Source organism: Nodosilinea sp. FACHB-131, assembly GCF_014695395.1.
Lineage (GTDB): Bacteria > Cyanobacteriota > Cyanobacteriia > Phormidesmidales > Phormidesmidaceae > Nodosilinea.
Genome location: NZ_JACJOF010000017.1, coordinates 41,084 through 59,791, shown reverse-complemented (window position 1 = coordinate 59,791; position 18,708 = coordinate 41,084). Strand labels below are relative to the sequence as shown.

The 18,708-nt window shown below is 57.9% G+C and carries 16 protein-coding genes and 1 tRNA gene; 9 read left to right on the top strand and 8 right to left on the bottom strand.

Features of this window, described 5'->3' with window-relative positions:
• Nucleotides 1-52: 52 nt before the first annotated feature.
• The 3 genes from H6F75_RS11805 (at nt 53) to H6F75_RS11795 (ending at nt 1,599) form a co-directional block, all read left to right on the top strand.
• A tRNA-Met gene (locus tag H6F75_RS11805) sits at nt 53-124 on the top strand.
• Nucleotides 125-340: 216 nt separating this feature from the next.
• Nucleotides 341-937, top strand: coding sequence for a peroxiredoxin (locus H6F75_RS11800; protein WP_190752580.1), 597 nt, complete (start codon nt 341-343; stop codon nt 935-937).
• A gap of 125 nt (nt 938-1,062) precedes the next feature.
• Nucleotides 1,063-1,599: a peroxiredoxin family protein gene (locus H6F75_RS11795; RefSeq protein ID WP_190752410.1), complete on the top strand. Its 537-nt coding sequence runs from the start codon at nt 1,063-1,065 to the stop codon at nt 1,597-1,599.
• On the opposite strand, the gene alr is transcribed toward H6F75_RS11795, so the two are convergent.
• Nucleotides 1,600-2,796, bottom strand: coding sequence for an alanine racemase (gene alr / locus H6F75_RS11790; protein WP_190752408.1), 1,197 nt, complete (start codon nt 2,794-2,796; stop codon nt 1,600-1,602).
• A gap of 182 nt (nt 2,797-2,978) precedes the next feature.
• Here alr and H6F75_RS11785 point away from each other — a divergent pair, with 182 nt between their 5' ends.
• A complete protein-coding gene (locus H6F75_RS11785) occupies nt 2,979-3,479 on the top strand; it encodes an HNH endonuclease (protein ID WP_073606362.1) in 501 nt (166 codons plus the stop codon).
• Nucleotides 3,480-3,868: 389 nt separating this feature from the next.
• Nucleotides 3,869-5,014 (top strand): bifunctional oligoribonuclease/PAP phosphatase NrnA, encoded by a 1,146-nt coding sequence (locus tag H6F75_RS11780; protein WP_279308302.1) that lies wholly within the window; start codon nt 3,869-3,871, stop codon nt 5,012-5,014.
• Nucleotides 5,015-5,142: 128 nt separating this feature from the next.
• Here H6F75_RS11780 and H6F75_RS11775 read toward each other — a convergent pair whose 3' ends face one another.
• The 4 genes from H6F75_RS11775 to H6F75_RS11760 form a co-directional block, all read right to left on the bottom strand.
• Nucleotides 5,143-8,370 (bottom strand): efflux RND transporter permease subunit, encoded by a 3,228-nt coding sequence (locus H6F75_RS11775; protein WP_190752405.1) that lies wholly within the window; start codon nt 8,368-8,370, stop codon nt 5,143-5,145.
• Between the two features lie 121 nt (nt 8,371-8,491).
• Entirely contained in the window at nt 8,492-9,700 is a 1,209-nt protein-coding gene (locus H6F75_RS11770) for an efflux RND transporter periplasmic adaptor subunit (protein WP_199303894.1), read from the bottom strand.
• Nucleotides 9,701-9,863: 163 nt separating this feature from the next.
• Entirely contained in the window at nt 9,864-10,571 is a 708-nt protein-coding gene (locus H6F75_RS11765) for a lysozyme (protein WP_190752401.1), read from the bottom strand.
• Nucleotides 10,572-10,616: 45 nt separating this feature from the next.
• Complete coding sequence (locus tag H6F75_RS11760; protein ID WP_190752399.1) at nt 10,617-11,537, bottom strand: SDR family oxidoreductase; 921 nt, start codon at nt 11,535-11,537, stop codon at nt 10,617-10,619.
• A gap of 78 nt (nt 11,538-11,615) precedes the next feature.
• On the opposite strand from H6F75_RS11760, the gene H6F75_RS11755 reads away from it, so the two are divergent.
• Nucleotides 11,616-12,929, top strand: a complete 1,314-nt coding sequence (locus tag H6F75_RS11755) for a mechanosensitive ion channel family protein (RefSeq protein ID WP_190752397.1) — start codon at nt 11,616-11,618, stop codon at nt 12,927-12,929.
• Nucleotides 12,930-12,994: 65 nt separating this feature from the next.
• Nucleotides 12,995-14,011: an endonuclease/exonuclease/phosphatase family protein gene (locus tag H6F75_RS11750; RefSeq protein ID WP_190752395.1), complete on the top strand. Its 1,017-nt coding sequence runs from the start codon at nt 12,995-12,997 to the stop codon at nt 14,009-14,011.
• A 24-nt stretch (nt 14,012-14,035) separates the two neighbouring features.
• Here the strand turns inward: H6F75_RS11750 and H6F75_RS27740 are convergent, their stop codons facing one another.
• Both H6F75_RS27740 and H6F75_RS11740 read right to left on the bottom strand, forming a co-directional pair.
• The gene (locus H6F75_RS27740; RefSeq protein WP_199303893.1) at nt 14,036-14,305 is read right to left on the bottom strand and encodes a hypothetical protein; all 270 of its coding nucleotides are present in this window, start codon (nt 14,303-14,305) and stop codon (nt 14,036-14,038) included.
• Between the two features lie 191 nt (nt 14,306-14,496).
• Nucleotides 14,497-14,781 (bottom strand): hypothetical protein, encoded by a 285-nt coding sequence (locus H6F75_RS11740; RefSeq protein ID WP_190752391.1) that lies wholly within the window; start codon nt 14,779-14,781, stop codon nt 14,497-14,499.
• A gap of 226 nt (nt 14,782-15,007) precedes the next feature.
• Here H6F75_RS11740 and H6F75_RS11735 point away from each other — a divergent pair, with 226 nt between their 5' ends.
• Both H6F75_RS11735 and H6F75_RS11730 read left to right on the top strand, forming a co-directional pair.
• Entirely contained in the window at nt 15,008-16,501 is a 1,494-nt protein-coding gene (locus tag H6F75_RS11735; RefSeq protein ID WP_190752389.1) for a glycosyl hydrolase family 57, read from the top strand.
• A 111-nt stretch (nt 16,502-16,612) separates the two neighbouring features.
• Nucleotides 16,613-17,872 carry a glucosyl-3-phosphoglycerate synthase gene (locus tag H6F75_RS11730; RefSeq protein WP_190752387.1) on the top strand — a complete coding sequence of 420 codons (1,260 nt, stop codon included), beginning with the start codon at nt 16,613-16,615 and terminating at the stop codon, nt 17,870-17,872.
• A 33-nt stretch (nt 17,873-17,905) separates the two neighbouring features.
• Here the strand turns inward: H6F75_RS11730 and H6F75_RS11725 are convergent, their stop codons facing one another.
• Complete coding sequence (locus H6F75_RS11725) at nt 17,906-18,697, bottom strand: hypothetical protein (RefSeq protein WP_242019915.1); 792 nt, start codon at nt 18,695-18,697, stop codon at nt 17,906-17,908.
• Nucleotides 18,698-18,708: the final 11 nt, after the last annotated feature.

Below are 18,708 nucleotides of genomic sequence, written 5' to 3'. Positions count from 1 at the left end.
ACTGTTGGTTGACTGATAGGGCTATGCCCTAGGTAAGGAAAATCGATGCTACGGCTCAGTAGCTCAGTGGTAGAGCAGGGGACTCATAAGCCCTTGGTCGCAGGTTCAAATCCCGCCTGAGCCATTCTTAACGGTTCAACAATCTGTTCGGCAAGCGCTTGGTCTAGCCTCTTTCTAGTTAAGGTTCGTTTGGAGTGACGCGTCGAAAGGCTCTAGCACTCTGTAGGTAAGGTAAAGCCGAGAGCGGACAAGGACGCTAGGGGGGGTTTCTCTGGCCAAAGTACTATGATAGTACTGCGCAACGGCGGTAAGACCTTGAGGAAATGAGTCCATGCCTGAGATGAGAGATGACTGTTTGCGGGTTGGCCAAATGGCGCCTGACTTCAGTGCCACCGCCGTAGTCGATCAGAACTTCAAGATTGTTAAGCTATCCGACTACCGGGGCCGATATGTGGTCCTATTTTTTTACCCCCTTGACTTTACTTTTGTTTGCCCCACAGAGATTGCTGCCTTTAGCGATCGCTACGGTGAGTTTAAGGCTCTTAACACCGAGATTTTAGGCATCTCCGTAGACAGCGAATTTGCCCACTTAGCATGGATCCAGACTGAGCGTAAGTTAGGCGGAGTAGGGGACCTCAATTACCCTCTGGTATCCGACATCAAAAAAGACATTAGCGCTGCCTACAACGTGCTGGACCCCGATAGTGGGGTAGCGCTGCGGGGATTGTTCATCATCGATCGCGATGGGGTACTCCAGCACGCCACCATCAACAACCTGGCCTTTGGCCGTAAAGTCGATGAAACCCTGCGAGTCTTACAGGCTATCCAGCATGTGCAGGCTAACCCCGATGAAGTTTGCCCGGTTGACTGGCAACCTGGGAATAAAACCATGATCCCTGACCCCATCAAGGCACGGGAATTTTTTGCTGGGGTCTAGCGACCCCATAGCGATTCCGGCACGGATACTTGTTTCAAGTCGGTTCCCGTTTCTGGATGCCATAGGCTTTACGCTCCGCGAATCGACCCTGCTATGCCGCTGTTGTATTGTCATTTTTTGGCCTGATGACTCCGATCGCGCCACTGCCAGACCAGGCTACTCCCTGGCGCTATTGGCTGCCGTTGCCCCCTCACTTAGGTCTGCCCCTCGGCCAGATATGCCCCGACTTTGCCCTGTGGGATGTCACCTACCAGCGCACCGTGCGTCTGGCTAACTGGCGCGGTAAACAGCCAGTGGTCTTGCTCTTTTCCCGCCTCCTGGCGGAGATAGCCTACAGCCCTCAGCGGTACGCCTCGCTGGTGGCATTCAGTCAGGCCTACGACCAGTTTCGCAACGCTGGGGCCGAAGTGTTGGCGATCGGCCATCAGCCCCAGCGTCAAGCTCAGGCGGCGGTAGACGATCTGAGCTTAAGATTGCCGCTGCTGTGTGACCCTACGGGAGCAAGCTTTCGCGCTTACCACACTGGGCAAGCGCTGGGAGCACCCCTGCCGGCGCAGTTTGTGCTAGACGCTCAGGGAAGACTGCGTTACTGCCACCTATTTTCGCTGCTGCACCCCACTACATCGCCAGAAACACTGCTAGCTGCCTTAAGTAGGCTTTAGCTAGCTCTGAATAGCTGTAGAGGCTGCTAGGGGCTGCTCTACGGCGATGCGGGGCAGACGGTGCTTAAAGCCACAGAGAATTTCCCAGCTGATGGTGTTGGCCATAGCAGCCCAATCGTCGGGGCCAACGATGTGGTGCCCGTCATGGCCGAGGAGGGTAACGACATCGCCCTCTTGCAGGCTGGGGATGTCGCTGACATCCAGCATGAGCTGATCCATGGTGATGGCGCCAATTTGTTGAGCGAGGCGGCCTTTGACCATCACCTGTAGCCGGTTGGAGAGCACCCGCGGCACCCCGTCAGCGTAGCCAATGCCGACCACCGCTAGGCGGAGGGGGCGATCGCACACGTATTGATGGCCATAGCTGACGCCAGTGCCGGCGGGCACGTCCTTGAGATGGGTGATCCGGGCTTTGACCTGCATAACCGGCTGTAGGTCGAGCCGCGATCGCAAATGAGGAGCTGGGTAGAGGCCATAGAGCCCGAGACCAACTCGCACCAGGTCGTAGTGTAGGGCGGGGTCAGCCAGGGTGGCGGCGGTGTTGGCCAAGTGCAGCCGGGGAGGGAGCAACTGCTGCTGTTGAAGGTGCCCCAGCGCCGCCCTAAACCGCTGCTGCTGCTGCTGCATAATGGTGGGGTCGGGGCTATCGGCGGTGGCCAAGTGAGAGTAGAGGCTGTCAATTTTGAGGTGGGGCAACTGCCGCACAAACCGGGCAAAGTCCACAGCCTCAGCCCAGGGAAACCCTAGGCGGGTCATGCCAGTGTCGATCTTGAGGTGAACGCCTACTGGACGAGACGCAGCTTGCCCGGAGAGCGTGTCGGAGAAGACAAGGGCTTGCTTGGGGTTTACTAGGGTGGGCTGAAGCCGCCAGTGGGCGATCGCCTGCATTTCTTCGGTGCTGTTGACCGCTCCCATGACCAAAACTGGGGCCTGAATGCCTGCGGCCCGCAGCTCAATTCCCTCGGGGACGGTGGCCACGCCCAGCCAGGCGGCTCCCGCTTGCAGTGCCGTTTGGGCAACGGCGACAGCGCCGTGGCCGTAGGCATCGGCCTTCACCACGGCCATGAGCTGGGTGGTGGCAGGCAGCAGCCCCTTAAACTGGCGCACATTGTGGCGCAGCGCCGCCAGGTTGATCTCAACCCAGGCACGACAGCAGCGCATGGGTTCCAGGCTTGGAGTGTGATCCCAATTCAGCATTGTGTTCCTCCTTCACCACCGGGGCTAGCGCCTCATCATAGCGCCAGAATTGGCCACCAGATGTGCCAACGCTACGCCAAGACGCTGATTCCAGGCCAGTCTATCAAAGGTCAAAAACCTCAATTTAGCTTCTGTGCTAACATCAATCCAAATATTCTTTAGCCAATTATCCACGCATTCGAATGGGTAAGGTTCTGGTGCTTAACGCCTCCTATGAACCGCTCAACATTACGAGCTGGCGTCGGGCTGTCGTCCTTATTATCAAAGGTAAGGCGGAGCGGGTTGAGCATAACGGCAAGTTTGTCTACGCCGATTTTCCGCTGCCGACGGTAATACGGCTGCGCCATTACGTGCGGGTGCCCTATAAAGATATACCACTCACTCGGCGCAACTTACTCCAGCGCGACAACCACACCTGCCAGTACTGCGCCTACAGCGGCGATGGGCTTACCCTCGACCACGTGATACCTCGATCGCGCGGCGGCGGCGACACCTGGGAAAATATGGTGGCCGCCTGCGTCCGCTGCAACGTGAAAAAGGGCAACCGCACCCCGCGGGAGGCCAACATGCCGCTCTTTAGCCAACCCCGTAAGCCCCACAGCAGCCTCTACTTTGAGGTGACGCGGCAAATTCACAGCGGCGTACATCAGGAGTGGAAGAAGTACGTTATTGGCATCTCATGACTGCGCTAAGAGTAGCCGATGGTGTAGCGTCGAAGCCATCGGCTAGATTCATCCTTTGAGGTGCGGCCTCAGGGTCATGAAAATGTGAAATCCCACAGTCTAACAACCGTTAGCACAAGACTCTATCGGGTGACTCTAGCAGTTCCGCTGCAATTTGCGATAATGAAATAGGGCCGCAGCGCTATTGACAGCGCTTTTGAATCAAGACGATGGTGAGCCAAGCGGGTTGACGTTAGCTCCCCTAACGCCGTTGAGGTCGATCCCTTGTCTTTGCACTAAGGGGCTATGTCTAACTACCATCGAGCGCGCTGTCGCACAAGGAATTGCCCATGATGACATTCAATATAGACTCCGAGACCGCTGAAGCCAACTTTTCTAACGGCAGCGGGATGATTTCTCTTGTGCCCCGCCCCGAAAACGACAGCGACTCCGAGGATCCGGTACTGGCGGTGCGTCGGCTGCTGGAGAAGCATCGCGGCGATCGCCACCTAGTGCTGCTGCAAGACTTTCCTGACCCCGATGCGCTGTCGTCGGCCTGGGCCTACAAGCTGATTGCCAGCAACTACAAAATCGAGTGCGACATTGTCTACGCGGGCACCCTCAGCCACCAGGAAAATATTGCCCTCGTCCGGCTCACGGGTCTGCCTGCCCGTCGCTGGCTGACCGCTGCCGATGGGGCTAGCCTGGCCGACTACCAGGGGCTGGTGCTGGTAGATAACCAAGGAACGACGAGCCAGCTCTACGAACACCTGCGGGAGGGTGGGCTGCCCCTGGTGCTGGTGATCGATCACCACGCCCCCCAGTCTAAGCTCGACGCAGAATATGTCGATCTGCGGCCCCACATTCGGGCCACGGCCACCATTCTCACTCAGTATTTGCAGCAGGGGCTGCTGAACCTCGATCGCAACAACAGCAAACACACCAAGTGCGCCACTGCTCTCATGCACGGGCTGCGAGCCGACACCAACCAGCTGATGCATGCTGGGGCTAGCGACTTTATGGCGGCGGCCTATCTGAGCCAGTTTTACGATGGTCAACTGCTGAGTGCGGTGCTGCAAGCCTCGCGCTCAAAGCGGGTGATGGACGTGATCGAGCGATCGCTGCGCAACCGCAAAGTGCAAAACAACGTCTCTATCGCCGGGGTCGGCTACCTGCGCTACGACGACCGCGACGCCATTCCTCAAGCAGCAGACTTTCTGGTCACTGAAGAAAACGTGCATACTGCCGTGGTCTACGGCATTGTCCACGACGAGGATGAAGAGCGCGAGGTGGTGATTGGCTCGCTGCGCACCAGCAAAATCACCCTCGACCCCGACGAGTTTATCAAAGAAGCCTTTGGCCAAGACAGCGAGGGCCGCTTCTTTGGCGGCGGGCGATCGATGGCCGGGGGCTTTGAAATTCCGGTAGGCTTTTTGTCGGGCTTTTACGAAAACTCGGAGTTCAACCGGCTTAAGTGGGAAGTCTTTGACACTCAGATCAAGCAAAAGCTCTGGCGGCTAATTAACCCCGAAGAGGGCATGATCAACACCGACTGAAACTGGAACTCTCGGCTGAGCAAGGCTCACTCAGCGGCATATCCTAGCCTCAAATAGACGGCTAAACACAAAGCCCCACCCAGCTCACTAGGTGGGGCTTTGTGTTCAACGGTAGAAAGTCTTGGTATCTAGGACCGAAGAACTTCAGGCGAATCCACCGGCTCAATCGAATCGTCTTCGGCGATCGCGCGTTTGCCACCTGAACCAAACCCGCCATGGAGCAGGGTGTAGAAGCAGGGAATGATAAACAGCGTCAGTACTGTGGCTAGCGATAAGCCCGAAAACACCACAACGCCCAAGGGTTGCAGAAACTCCGCTCCCTCACCAATACCTAGGGCCAAGGGAAACAGCCCCAGTACCGTAGTGCATGTGGTCATTAAGATAGGGCGCAGACGATGGGGAGCCGCGCGTAGAATGGCCTCTTCGCGCGAGCAACCAGTGGCCTCATAGATTTGATTAGCCAGCTCCACCATAATGATGGCGTTGTTAACCACAATGCCCACCAGCAGTACCGCACCCACCACTACCGTGGCCCCGATCGCCGTCTGGGTTACATAGAGACCCAAAATCCCCCCAGCTAGAGCCAGGGGCACGGTAAGCATAATCACTAGCGGGTCAATCAGCGAGTTGTACTGCACTGCCATCACCACAAACACCAGGAAAGCGGCGAGGGCACCGAGCACCACCAAAGATTTCTGTAGTTCACTGTTGGTTGCGGCGGCAGAACTCGGCAGCACAGACACGCCCTCAGGCAGATCGATGTCTGCAAGAATGGCCTGCGCCTCAGCCAGGGCTGCCCCTAGGCTAGCCCCCTCAGCTAAGTCGCCCCCAATCAGGTAAACCTGCCGCCGGTTGATGCGCTGGATTTCGCCCGGCGCTGGCCCCAGACCAACCGTGGCAATATCACCCAGCTGAATGCGCTGACCACCATCGGTAAAGAGCGGAATGTCGAGCAGCTGAGACGACTGCTGCACGCTGCCGGGCTCGATCTGCACTTGCACATCCACTAGGCGATCGCCTCGCTGAAGCTGAGTGGGCACCGAGCCGTTTAGGGCAGTTTGAATAGTAGCCCCAATATCTGCGGCCGAGAGGCCTAGGTCAGCAGCCCGAGCCCAGTCGGGCAGAATGCGTACTTCCTCCTGGGGTTCTTCGCCTTCGGGACGAAAGCGGGCCAGGGTAGCCCGCTCACCCAGGGCAGCAACCACCTGCTGACCGGCCTCAAGTAAAGCCTCGCTATCATTGCCTTGGAGGCCGACATCTAGGTCAGAGCGCACTGGAGAGTTGCTCAGGACCAGACCCCGAACCGATTCAGGGTTAACGTTAATGCGGGTATCCACCAGGGGAAGACCGCTTAGCTCTCCATTGACCCGCTCCACATAGGCCACGGTATCGGTGCCGGGCTTGAGGGTAATAGTGCTGCTGCCCCGCAGGGTATTTTCGCTGGTGCTGCTGCCAAACAGAGAACCGCCAGCGGTGGTAAATACATAATCGGTTTCGGGCTGGGCTAGCAGCACTTCATCAACGGCTTGCATAACCCGTCGGTTATCTTCGACGGAGGTGCCAGCGGGTAGGCGAGCGTTGACCCGGGCCTGGCCAGTGCTAATGCGGGGCAAAATTTCTTGGGGAATCTGGCCTACCATCCAAAGACTACCGCCGCCAAAGACTAGTAGCACCACAGCAATGACTAAAATCTTGTTCTGAATGACGCGGCTGAGTAAGCGACCGTAACCGATGGTAACGCCCTCTAAGCGGTTGTTAAACCAGCGGAATGGCCCCCAGCTTTGCAGCGATCGCGTTGGCCGACCCATAATCAGTCGTGCGGCTAGAGCGGGCACGACGGTCAGACCCACCACCAGAGACGCGGCAACGGAGAAGCTAACAGTCAAAATCAGCTCGTTGAAGATGAGCGCAATGAAGCCGCCAATCAGCAAAAAGGGTAGCACTGCTACCAGGTTGGTGATAGTAGAGGCAAACAGAGCGCTTTCTAACTCTTGGCTGCTGGCTTCGGCCTGAAAAATCGCCTCACGAACGCTGTAGCCACCTTCCTGGCGAGATTTTTCCAGTTCTTCGGCCCGTTTGGCCATATTCTCTAGCATGACAATGGAGTTATCCACCACGATGCCAACGCCCAGAGCCAAGCCCCCCAGGCTAAACACGTTGAGCGACAGCCCAAACAGCCCCATCAAGATGAGGGCCATCAGCGTGGCTAGGGGAATAGCGGTGAGAATGATGAAGGTTTGCCGCAGAGAACCTAGAAACAGGAGGACTACCAACCCTGCTAGGGCAGCACCGCTCAACCCCGACATGGTCACGTTGTTAATGGAGTTGCGAATAAACCGTGACTCGTCGAGGGTGGCAACCGTGTTCATACCCTCAGGCACTTGGCCAGCCTGACGCATTTCTTCTATCTTGGCCTTGACCCCATCTACGACATCGATGGTGTTGGCGGCGGGCTGCTTTTGAATGCTCACCTTGACGGCGGGCTGACCGTTCAAATTGACGAAGACCCGCTGCTCTTCGGTGCCATCAATGACGGTGGCAACATCCTGTAAGTAGACCTGCTGAGGCGGGTCGGTATCCGGCACGGTAATGGAAATATTTTGCAGCTCATCCGCTGACTCAAACCGTCCCACTAGGCGAGTGAGATTTTCTTCGCTGCCACCCCGCAGCCGCCCGCCAGAGATATCCTGGTTGCGCTCTTCCAGGGCGTCGAGGATGTCGGTCACAGCAATGCCTGCGGCCTGAAGGCGGCGCAGATCGACGTTCACCTGCACCTGCTCGTTGACACCACCAGAGACATCGGTGCTAGCGACGCCAGGCACCTGCTGAAGCTCTCGGGCCAGCTCTTCTTCGGCAAAAATACGCAGTTCTTGCGAGCTGAGCCGGTCAGAGGTGAGCGCCATTTCGTACACCGGCAGCTGCGAGGGGTCGGCCTTAAACAGGCGCGGGGTTTCGATGTTTTCGGGCAGGGTGCTGCGGGCACGGTTGAGGGTGGCGGTGGCGTCGTTGAGAGCCTGGTCGATATTGCCGCCGGGCTCAAAATAGAGGTCAATGCTGACCTGCCCCTCTCGGGTTTGCGAAAACACCTGAACGACGCCTTCGGTGGCGGACAGGGCTTCCTCTAGGGGTCGAGTCACCTCGTCGATGGCTACCTCGGGCGACAGACCCGGCGTGTCGCCCCGCAGGCCAATGCGGGGGTAGGTGATGGAGGGCAGCAGGTCTACCGGCAGCTGAGAGGTAATGAAAAAGCCCATCACGAAAACAGTCAGCGTCAGCATCAGGGTGCCAATGTGCCGCCGAATCGCCAGCCCGCTGATGCTAAAGCTGCTCTTAGGAAAGGAGGAGGGGGTGGTCATGGTGGGGAGGGTATGAGGGAGCGTGGCGATCAGTATGGTGAAGTTAGTTTTGAGTGCTTAGTTTTGAGTTCTCTAGGAAGCGCTCAATTCAAACCTCAAAACTTAAAATTCAAAACTTTGCTTATCCTTCAGAGGTCAAACTGAGCTCTACGGCTTGCCCTGCTTCTAGGGGCTGGCTGCTGCGGACAACATACTGCTCGCCGGGGGTGAGGCCGGAGAGAATGGTGACCTGGCCATCGGCGCGATCGCCCACCTGCACCGATCGCGACTCAACCACCGGGTCGCCCTCGGCCTCAGTGACGACAAAGATTTGGTTGTCGCTGTTTTCTGCGGTTTCTAGGGCGCTTTCAGGCACCACAACGACATCGGACTCATTGCCGGTGCTGGTAACCCGGGCCAGCAGACCGCTGCTGATGCGGTTGCCGGGGTTAGCCACGGTAATCTCAATGGGCAGCAGGCGCGAGGTGCTGTCGGCTACCGGCGAAATGCGCGTCACTCGCCCGGTGAAGGTGTCGTCGGGGAAAGCATCAATGGCAATTTCAACCGACTGCCCAACGCTAAATTCGCTGAGGTTGCTGTCAGCCACTTGAATGACCACCAACACTTCTGACAGATCGCCCAGCGTTAAGACGGCTTCGCCAGGAAGAATTAAATCGCCGGGTTCGGCGACGCGTTCGAGCACGACGCCTGACAGCGAGGCCGTTAGGTTAGCAAAGGAGAGCCGCTCCTGAGCCTCGCGCAAAATTGCTCGCTGGGCTTCGACGCGCTGCTGGGCGGCCGCCACAGCCTGTTGCCGCGTGCGTACCTGCTCTTGGGACGAAGCGAGAGCCTGTTCGGAGGTGCTCAGGGTGGTTTGGGCCTGCTCAGCGGCCTGGGTCGAGATCGCGCCCTGGGAGGCGAGGGTCGCCAGGCGCTGGGCGTCGTTGCTGGCCTGCTGAAGCCGTACCCGCGCGTCTTCGATGGAGGTGCGAATGTCGGCCAGTTCGGCCTCGGCCTGGGCGACCTCAAACTGGCGGGCGGCGAGTTCGGCCTGGGCTTCGCCCACGGCGGTTTGCAGCAGCACATTGTCGATGGTGGCAATCACCTGGCCCTGCTGCACTGTGTCGCCCACATCACGGGCCAGGGAGAGCAGCCGCCCCTCGGCCTGCGATCGCAGCGAGACCTCCCGCGCTGGGCTGGTGGTGCCAGTGTAGGTGCGGCTCGAATCATCGGCAGCGGCAGCCACGGCTGTATCGACTACGGTGGGGCCGTCTTGCTGCTCGGGCTGGGCCTGGGCAGCGGGCTCTACGGGTTTGCCACAGGCTACTGTTGCGATCGCAACGCCCGTCATTACTAAAAGCCTTGATGAACGGACCAGGACGCCTCTGGCCGCTCGCAACCGTTCGCCAACCATAGTCTTGAATCCCCTAAGCTGTTGGGTTTAATTTACTTTACAGTTTTTAATCCTGGCGTCTATCTCTCAATAGATGTCAGGCGGTGCGGGTTCCGCTAACTCAGCGACTAGAACAGATTTTGCGACCACACAGCGCAGAATGCTTCCCTGGGGCAGGAGCATCGGGCTTGTGCCACAGCTCAATTTCGGCTTTGCGCCGAGTCACTAAGCCCGGCAGTTCTTCAGCACCAGCCCTGATAAATTTCATGAGTTCTGCGGGCACGGCATCGTACTCCCCAGCATTGAGCTTTTTCAGCAGCGTGCTTTCCGCAAAAGTTTGCGGCCCGACGTTATACATAAATGAGGCTAGGGCGGCACGCTGGTTGTTGGTAAGCTCAACGGCAACGAGCTTGTCAACCTCTTGGCGAATGGGCTTCAAGTCTTGATCGAGTAGGGCTTTAGCTTGGGCCGCGCTAATGCCAATGGCAAAGGGCACCGCTTCACCGTCAATGGTGATAGTCCCCGACTGTTGCTCATGGGGTTGAATCAGGTGCCCATACCCGATGATCTGATTGCCCAAGCCATCGTTGTAGGAGTAGATCTTCCCATCCCCAGCCGAGCGGCTACCCTCGAAGGTGGCCACCAGCTCAACTCCTGGATCTTGTTGAGGCTCCTGCTGGGTGGCCTCGGGTAGCGGCGCGGGAGAGTAGCCCTTGGCATTGATGCCCTGCCTCACCATGCCAATGCTTAGAGGCACCAAGACGCTTGCCGCCAGACCACTGAGAATCTGAACCTTGTGCCAAACCGGAGGCAGCTTATCGTCATCCATAGTGGCAGAGGGTAAGAACGCAAAGGCGCCAATGCCCCCAAAAGGTTATTGAGCGCCAAATGTTAACGTCCATTCTTTCACGGCCGTCAACCCTGCCACGATGCCGCGCGGGCGATACCCCAGCTCAAACGCCTTTTGGCTGGCAGAGGACACATCGGCCGGACGAGGGGCAGGCAAGGTGACATCGGCCTGTTTGCTAGGCAGAATGAGGCCCCGATCGAGGCCAAAGACCTCGGCCATCCGCAGGCCAAAGTCGTAGCGGCTGAGGCGTTCAGGACCGCCGAGGTGCAGCAGACCTGAGGCCTTCTCTAGGGCAAGCAGCAGGCCAGCGGCGGCGTCTTCGACGTAAGCCGGGGTGCGAAACTCGTCGGTGAATAGGCGCAGGGGCTGCCCCGCCTCCAGCGTGCGTAGAAACCCCTGCAAAAAACACTCTGCCGTCGGGCTTGGGGGGCCGTACAACAGCGGCAGGCGGCAGATCGCGGCGGCGGGATGTAAGGCTTGAATGATGGCTTCAGCTTCGACCTTGTGGCGACCGTAAACGCTGATGGGGTTTGGAGGCGAGGTTTCGTCGTAGGGAGCCGCCTGGCCGTCAAACACCTGGTCAGTGGAAGTAAAGGCCAAGGGAATCTGGTGGCGGCTACAAAACTGGGCCAGCACCCGCGTCGCCTCGACATTCATCGCGTAGGAGAGGTCGGGGTCTTGCTCACAGTGGTTGGGCTGCGACAGGGCGGCGGTGTGGATCACGGCATCGGGAGAGACCTGTGTGAGCCAGTCGTTAACGGCGATCGCATCGGTCAGATCGATACAGTGCAGCTTGACTCCCGGCAGTGGGGGAGCCTGGCGGTGGTAGGTGCCCTCGACCTGCCAGGTCGCCTGGGCCGCACGGGCCAGATGCCAGCCCAAAAAGCCGCTAGCGCCGGTAATCAGCAGTCGGCGGTGGGTTGAGGCCAAGGTTGGGTGTGCCATAGCGCCCGAGATGGGATTGAATGAAGAATTGCCGAGCAGGGATTGCGGGTAATTGGCCTAGCGGAGTTGGATGACAGTATGGCTTGGGGAAGACAGAACCATTGGCGGCGACTCTGGCTGCTGGCGCTCGGCCTAGGACTGGCTTTTTGCCTTGGCTGGCCGGTGCCCCAAGGGGGCCTACCCGCCTTTGCCCAGACAACCGTAGACCCAGCGGAGCAGTTTTTTGCCGACGTGCTGGTGCAGGGGCAGCCCGTGCTTCAGGTAGGAGGGCTGCCCGATGTTAGCGCGGTTGAGCGAGCGAGGCAAATCAACCGACGCATTGCCGCGCTGCTCAACCAGACCGATAACCCAGCCCCCCTGACCGTGAACATTGACGGCGATCGCAACCTGGCCACCCTGCAAGTGAACCAGCAGGTGATCATGACTGTGACCCAGCAAGACGCGCTGGACTTTGACAGCGACATAGCCACCCTAGCCCAGCGCTGGGCCGCGCTGCTCAACCAGGCTATGGCCCGCACTAATCTAGCAGTGGCGGTGTCGTACCGCATTCGCGGCACCGCCCAGCAGTTGGTGAGAAACACTCTAGACAATTTGCCCGCTCTGCTGGGGGCGCTGGTGGTGCTGGTGCTGACCTGGCTGCTGGCGGCGGCGGCGCGCCACGCTGTGCTGGTGTGGGCCTCAAAAACCGAGGGCGATCGCACCACCGAAGAGCTGATCAGCCGCCTCTGCTACGGCGGCGTGTGGACATTGGGCTCTGTGGTGGCCCTAGGGGTAATGGGGCTCAACTTCGCCGCCCTGCTGGGCACCTTGGGACTAACCAGTGTTGCCATCGGCTTTAGCCTGCGCGATGTGTTGAGCAACTACATCTCTGGGGTAATTTTGCTGGCTACCCGGCCCTTTCGCATTGGCGACCAGATCGTCATCAACAGTTTCGAGGGCACGGTCACGCAAATTCAGCTGCGGGCTACCACGGTGCAAACCTACGACGGGCGCCTGGTCTACATTCCCAACCAGGAGGTATTTCAGAGCAGCATTACCAACAACACTGCCTCGCCCGTGCGCCTCAGCAGCGTCACCGTGGGCATCGACCACAATGCCGATTTGCCCGACTTGTTTAACCGCATTCAGCAGCAGATGAAGCAAATTGAGGGGGTGGAGCTAGATCCTGAACCCATTGTGCTGGTGCGAGAATTGACCCCCAGCACTGTGAACCTTGAGGCGCAGTTTTGGGTGAACTCCCGCAAGCAGTCGTTTTTGCAGGTCACCTCTCAGGTGTTAGCCGCCATCAAGCTAACGCTGCAAGACGCCCAGTTTGCCGAAACCAACGCCCCCGAAGACATGGCGATTGAGCCCCTCTCCAATGAACCCTTGCCCAATCCTCCCATCCCTTAAGCAGCGTCTATAGCCGCTGGTGGCAACGGCGCTATTCTTAAACGCACCCCCACTCAGCGGCAGCTATGGAACGCAATCAGTTTCGCATCGGCACGTTTAACCTCAACAACCTGATGCTGCCCGATCGCGAGTTTTATCCTGGCGAAGTCCATTCCCAGGTCAACTACCTCAAAAAGCTCACCTGGATTGGGGCCCAGCTCGATCGCATGAAGGTCGATATCTGCGGCTTTCAGGAGGTGTTTCACCGGGGGGCGCTGAAAGAAGCGTTGCACCGCAGTGAGTACCACCAGCAGCACGAAATTGTCATGGCCGAGGGGTTTGGGCGGGGACCTGGGGTGGCTCTGGCAACCCGGTTTCAGGTTTTAGGGCAGCGCATGTACGACAACTTTCCGCCCGAGAGCGTGCTGGATCTAGAGGGGGCTGAGATCCCAATTCGGCGGTTTTCGCACCCGGTCTTAGCTGTCGATCTGGCTCTAACTGAGGCGATTCACTGCACCGTGTTTGTGGTGCACCTGAAGTCAAAGCGACCGATGATGACCAACGGTGTCGATCGCAGCGACCCGGTCGAAATTGCTAAGGGCTACGCCCGCTCGCTGATTCGTCGCACCGCCGAGGCCGCTGCCCTACGGTTTTTGCTGATGGAGGGACTGCGCGATCGCCGCTATCCGGTGATTGTCGTGGGCGATGTCAACGACAACCACACCGCCGTCACCACCCAAATTGTGGCTGGGCAGCCCCCCTGGGAACGCTGGCCCTACCGCAAAAAAGCCCCCGTATGGGACGTGCTGCTGTACCAGGTCAAAGACATTCAGGCCCGGCTGGGCTACGGCGACCACTACTACACCCACATTCACAACGGCCACTACGACAGCCTCGACCACATCATGGTGAGCGAAGAATTTTCGGCCCAAAACCGCGATCGCATTGGCCAAGTCACCTATGTGTCGGTGTTTAATGACCACCTGTTTGACCAAACCCTACTAGATGAGACGATTGAACCCTGGCAGTCCGACCACGGGCAGGTGGTAGCCACCATTGAACTCAACCAGCCCCAGTCGAGCCGTCCCCAACTGGTGGTTTAGCGCGGCTAGCAGTCAGGTCGTGAGTCATAGATACTGATCGCGCACTTGGTTAAAGTTAATAGCTGCGGCCCCAGTGGACTGAGCCGCCAAAAATAAATCTAAATCAGTGGTGAGAAGAACTACTTGGTCGGTCAACGCTTCAAGCACTGCCGCATCGGTTAGCCCAAGGCGAATGAATTCCCAACGTCCGATGGCAGCAGTGCTGGGAACATACACCTCCAGAAAACTGGAAATTAGCTGTTGAAACGTGTCAAAAATTCGGCTTTTGGCCGGATTGTCAATGTAAGCGGCCAAATTAGATGTCTCTGTGAGGATATTTGGCGTCACTCGTACCGCTTGAGCATCTGAGATTAGCCCAAGCAAAACATCATAATCTCCTGGAATAAATGCGGTCAGGCGCTTGTGTCTGGCTATGTAGTCTCGCGACGTTGCTCCCACAATCAGCAAAACGAGAAGGTTCGTGTCAACCAAAACTGTGCGCGCAGTCAAACTTTTATCTCACGGGATTTCACGGAGACTACCTTGTCTTTATCGTTAGAAATTCTCACAATCTTATAAGCTCTAGCTGGCGGTTTTTGCAGGTTAGAGATTGCTGCAAGGGGAGACTCTGCTAAATTATCCCAAGGGCGAGAAAAGCCGATGGTGACGAGCCACTCATTAGCTTGATCATCAAACTCGACCTCTTCCAACCCAATATTCTTGGGGTTTTCATCCGAAAAAAGCTCAAAAATATATTGCTTAGCCCGTGCGACGGCTTCTTTGACATTCACTGCAATTCCCTCACTAGGTCAGCAGGCTGTGTTGAAATTCTACAAGTTAGTATAACGGCCTTAAGAGCTGTCTTATGGCGGTGTGCGCCTGAGCTTTTAAGCCGTTTTAGCCCATTGGCCACGAAATGTAAATCGCTCTAGTATAAGTGCTCCGCCCGGTGTCACACTAAATAGTGACCATAGGTTTATCCACCGCTGCTGGATAAATCGTTTCTACGAGGTGTCTATGACCGGTGCTGTGCTCTCCCCTATAGACTGGCCCGCCCTTGAAGACGGGCTGCCCCCGCTGTCGGGTCGAGAGGCCGATATCGCCGGCATTATGGCTAACCCGGAGCCGGTGTTTTTGCCCCACACCAACCTAAATTTGGCCGATATTTCGGCGGGCTTTGCGATCGCCCTGCACATGCACCAGCCCACCATTCCGGCTGGGGCCACGGGTGAGCTAATCAACCACCTCCAATACATGTTTGAGCATCCCTACGACGGGGATAACCACAACGCGGGCACCTTCGCCTACTGCTACGCCCGCCTGGGCGACTTTATTCCAGAACTGGTGAACCAGGGCTGCAACCCTCGCGTCATGCTCGACTACTCGGGCACTCTGCTGTGGGGCCTCCAGCAGATGGACCGGCAAGACATTCTGGCCAAGCTGCGCCGCTTGGCCTGCGACCCTACTTACCAACCCTACGTCGAATGGCTGGGCACCTGCTGGGGCCACGCGGTGGTGCCCTCTACCCCCGTGCCCGACCTCAAGCTGCACATTCGCGCCTGGCAGCACCACTTTGCCGCTCTGTTTGGGGCCGAAGCCCTGGCCCGCGTGCGGGGCTTCTCGCCGCCGGAGATGCACCTGCCCAACCATCCCGATGTGCTCTACGCCTTTGTCAAAACCCTCAAGGACTGCGGCTACCGCTGGATGCTAGTGCAGGAGCACACGGTGGAATCGGTAGAGGGTCATGGCCTATCGCAGCCCCACCTGCCCCACCGCCTGGTAGCCCGCAATGCCCAGGGCGAGGTGGAAGAGATTGTGGTTCTCGTCAAGACTCAGGGTTCTGACACCAAACTGGTGGGTCAGATGCAGCCCTACTGGGAGGCCAAGACCTTGAGCCAAGTTGCCCTCGGCAACGCTACAGTGCCGCAGTTGGTCAGCCAAATCAGCGACGGCGAAAACGGCGGCGTGATGATGAATGAGTTCCCCAGCGCCTTCATGCGGTCGTGGTACGAAATGCGCGATCAGGGGGGCGGCCGCCAAGGGGTAGTGGGCTTTAACGGCACCGAATATCTGGAGCTGTTGGCAGCGGCGGGGGCCGGACCAGAGACCTTCCCGATCTGTCAGGCGGTGGGGCAATCTCGTCTGTGGCAGGCTATGGGTGATGCCAGCGGCCCTGAGGCCGTGACAGAGGCGATCGCCGCCCTGCGCGCCGAAGACAGCAACTTTTCCATGGAAGGCGGGTCTTGGACGGGCGATCGCAGCTGGGTTGTGGGCTACGACAACGTGCTCGACCCCATGCAGCGCCTGTCGGCCCAATTTCACCAAACCATGGCTCGTCAACCCGAGCGGGGCGATGCCCTAGAGGGCCAGCACCGCTATCGCAACGCCCTGATTCACAACCTGCTGCTGCAAACCAGCTGCTTTCGCTACTGGGGTCAGGGCACTTGGACGGGCTACGCCGAAGAGCTCTACCGCCGCGGCCAGGCCATATTGGCCCACGACTTTGCCTAAGGTGCAATCCATAGACGCCGGGCAGCGTTCGAGCATCGGGTAGTGATTCAGACATCTTGCGATCGCCACTTATCCCTATGATGAGACCTAGCATTCTAGGGATATCAGGGTATGGACTATAAGCAAGAGCTAATCACCACCATCCACGACCTGGGGTACGATTTCGAGCGTTTAGAGCAGCGTCTCACCGAGCTTAGCCAAACCAACCCTACCGCCGTGCTGATTCCGTCGCTCTACGAAGAGCTAGAGCGCCCGGCCCTGGCAACCATTCGCGACCACCTCAGCCATTCTCCGTTTGTCAATAACGTCATTGTCTGCCTCTATGCCGATACCTTTGAGCAGTATCGCCATGCGGTGCAGTTTTTCGAGCCGCTGCCCCAGCCCACCTTTGTCCTGTGGGAAAATGGGCCGCGCATTACCGACATTCTGCAAACCCTTAAAGACAAAGGGCTAGACCTGCTGCGATTTAAGGGCAAGGGTGTCGCCGTATGGCTCGGGCTAGGAGTAGCTTCTCTGCATGCGGCGGCGATCGCCCTCCACGATGCCGACATTGTCACCTACGATCGCGCCTATCCCCTGAAGCTGCTATACCCCCTACTGGAGCAAGACTTTGGCATCGACTTCAGCAAAGCCTATTACGCTCGCGTCGGCGGCGATCCCCGTGGCATGCACGGTCGGGTCACCCGGCTGTTTGTTACTCCGCTGCTCACCTCGCTGATGGAGCTGTTTGGCTACCGCGACTACCTACGCTATCTCGACGCCTATCGCTACCCCCTCTCAGGCGAGTTTGCCCTGTCCGCCGACCTGGCGCTGACCACCCGCATCCCTGGCAACTGGGGGTTAGAGGTGGGTCTGCTGGCCGAGGTCTACCGCAACGTCTCCCTCAAGCGCATTGCCCAAATCGACCTGGGCGTTTTTGAGCACAAGCACCAGACCTTAGGCAGCACAACCAACTCAGGGCTGCAAAAAATGTGCCGCGACATTCTGCAGTCGGTGTTTAGAACCCTGACCGAAACCGAACAGGTGGTGATTGGCCAAGACCACATTCGCGCCCTGCGGATTAAGTACCGCCGCGAGGCCCAAAACCTTGCTCGTCAGTATTTCGTCGATGCCCGCTTCAACGGTCTAGAGTATGATCGCCACCAGGAAGAAATCACCATCGAAACCTTTGAACAGGTGATTCTTGAAGCCGGCAACCAGTACCTCGACGACCCCACCGGTACTCAAATTCCTGACTGGACTCGGGCTCTGGCTGTCATCCCCGACCTGCGCGAGCAACTGCTTGATGCCATTCTCTCGGATATGGCCCAGGCGCGATCGGCCCCAGCACCAGTGGCGGATGCCACCGCCATGGCATCCGCTGTCTATTGACTAGTTGCTTACAATCAACCAGTAACTGAGCAGTTAGGCCGGGTTCCTTTTGGGCGTTCTGCTGGTGCTGCTCATGCTGGTCGGCAACTCATTGCGGCTGCGCAACGTCACATTCGCCCCTTCGCTAGATTGTTCAATCACCAGCAGGGGAGTGGGCTTAGCTTTTTGGTCCCAGTGCATATTGGCGATGCGCCCCTGGATAGTGGGCTGCCAGTGGGTTTCTTCCGCATCGGGGCTCATAAAGTTTTCAATACATTCAACCAGCTGACCGATGGTCGAGGAAGTAGCCTGGGTCGGCAGCTTGGCCAGCCGAATTTGAATGCGAAACAGCACCCGCTTTTTCGCAGTAGGGTTGTCTTGAGGGGAATACTCGACATCAAATATTTCATCCACTACGCGAGGCTTGCTAGCCACCCCAATTAACCCTTCTTCAGCCTGACGGGGACGCAGGGCAACACTAATTTTTTGCTTAACTTTGACCTTGAGCTGGTTCACAATCGAGGTGTGGAAATGCTCTTCGTCCATGCGCATGCGCAGGTAGTCAAGGTTAAATTCGCGAGAGTGAATTAGGTCAGGGTTTTGCTCCATCTTGCTGATGGTTTTGAGAGCTAGCTTGACCTTTTTTTGCAGCTCTTGATTTTTGTAGGATTCGAATTTGAGCTGTTTTAACAGACGGCGAGTTTGCAGGTGAGAATAGACACCCAACCCTAGCAATAGCACTAGCAATCCCCCAGACGAGAGCATCCAAGGGTTATCAAGCTGGGGCCGGCTGGCGGCAGGCGCTTGGGCAAGGGTTGAATGCACCAGAACTGTAGAAGTTTTCATGGCTATGTGCA

Excerpts from the sequence above, each read along its gene's own strand:
- H6F75_RS11730 (WP_190752387.1), top strand. The coding sequence starts at position 16,613 with ATGGACTATAAGCAAGAGCTAATCACCACCATCCACGACCTGGGGTAC.
- H6F75_RS11725 (WP_242019915.1), bottom strand. The coding sequence starts at position 18,697 with ATGAAAACTTCTACAGTTCTGGTGCATTCAACCCTTGCCCAAGCGCCT.
- H6F75_RS11785 (WP_073606362.1), top strand. The coding sequence starts at position 2,979 with ATGGGTAAGGTTCTGGTGCTTAACGCCTCCTATGAACCGCTCAACATT.
- H6F75_RS11755 (WP_190752397.1), top strand. The coding sequence starts at position 11,616 with ATGGCTTGGGGAAGACAGAACCATTGGCGGCGACTCTGGCTGCTGGCG.
- H6F75_RS11765 (WP_190752401.1), bottom strand. The coding sequence starts at position 10,571 with ATGGATGACGATAAGCTGCCTCCGGTTTGGCACAAGGTTCAGATTCTC.
- alr (WP_190752408.1), bottom strand. The coding sequence starts at position 2,796 with ATGCTGAATTGGGATCACACTCCAAGCCTGGAACCCATGCGCTGCTGT.
- H6F75_RS11780 (WP_279308302.1), top strand. The coding sequence starts at position 3,869 with ATGATTTCTCTTGTGCCCCGCCCCGAAAACGACAGCGACTCCGAGGAT.
- H6F75_RS11800 (WP_190752580.1), top strand. The coding sequence starts at position 341 with ATGAGAGATGACTGTTTGCGGGTTGGCCAAATGGCGCCTGACTTCAGT.
- H6F75_RS11760 (WP_190752399.1), bottom strand. The coding sequence starts at position 11,537 with ATGGCACACCCAACCTTGGCCTCAACCCACCGCCGACTGCTGATTACC.
- H6F75_RS11750 (WP_190752395.1), top strand. The coding sequence starts at position 12,995 with ATGGAACGCAATCAGTTTCGCATCGGCACGTTTAACCTCAACAACCTG.
- H6F75_RS11775 (WP_190752405.1), bottom strand. The coding sequence starts at position 8,370 with ATGACCACCCCCTCCTCCTTTCCTAAGAGCAGCTTTAGCATCAGCGGG.
- H6F75_RS11770 (WP_199303894.1), bottom strand. The coding sequence starts at position 9,700 with ATGACGGGCGTTGCGATCGCAACAGTAGCCTGTGGCAAACCCGTAGAG.
- H6F75_RS11795 (WP_190752410.1), top strand. The coding sequence starts at position 1,063 with ATGACTCCGATCGCGCCACTGCCAGACCAGGCTACTCCCTGGCGCTAT.
- H6F75_RS11735 (WP_190752389.1), top strand. The coding sequence starts at position 15,008 with ATGACCGGTGCTGTGCTCTCCCCTATAGACTGGCCCGCCCTTGAAGAC.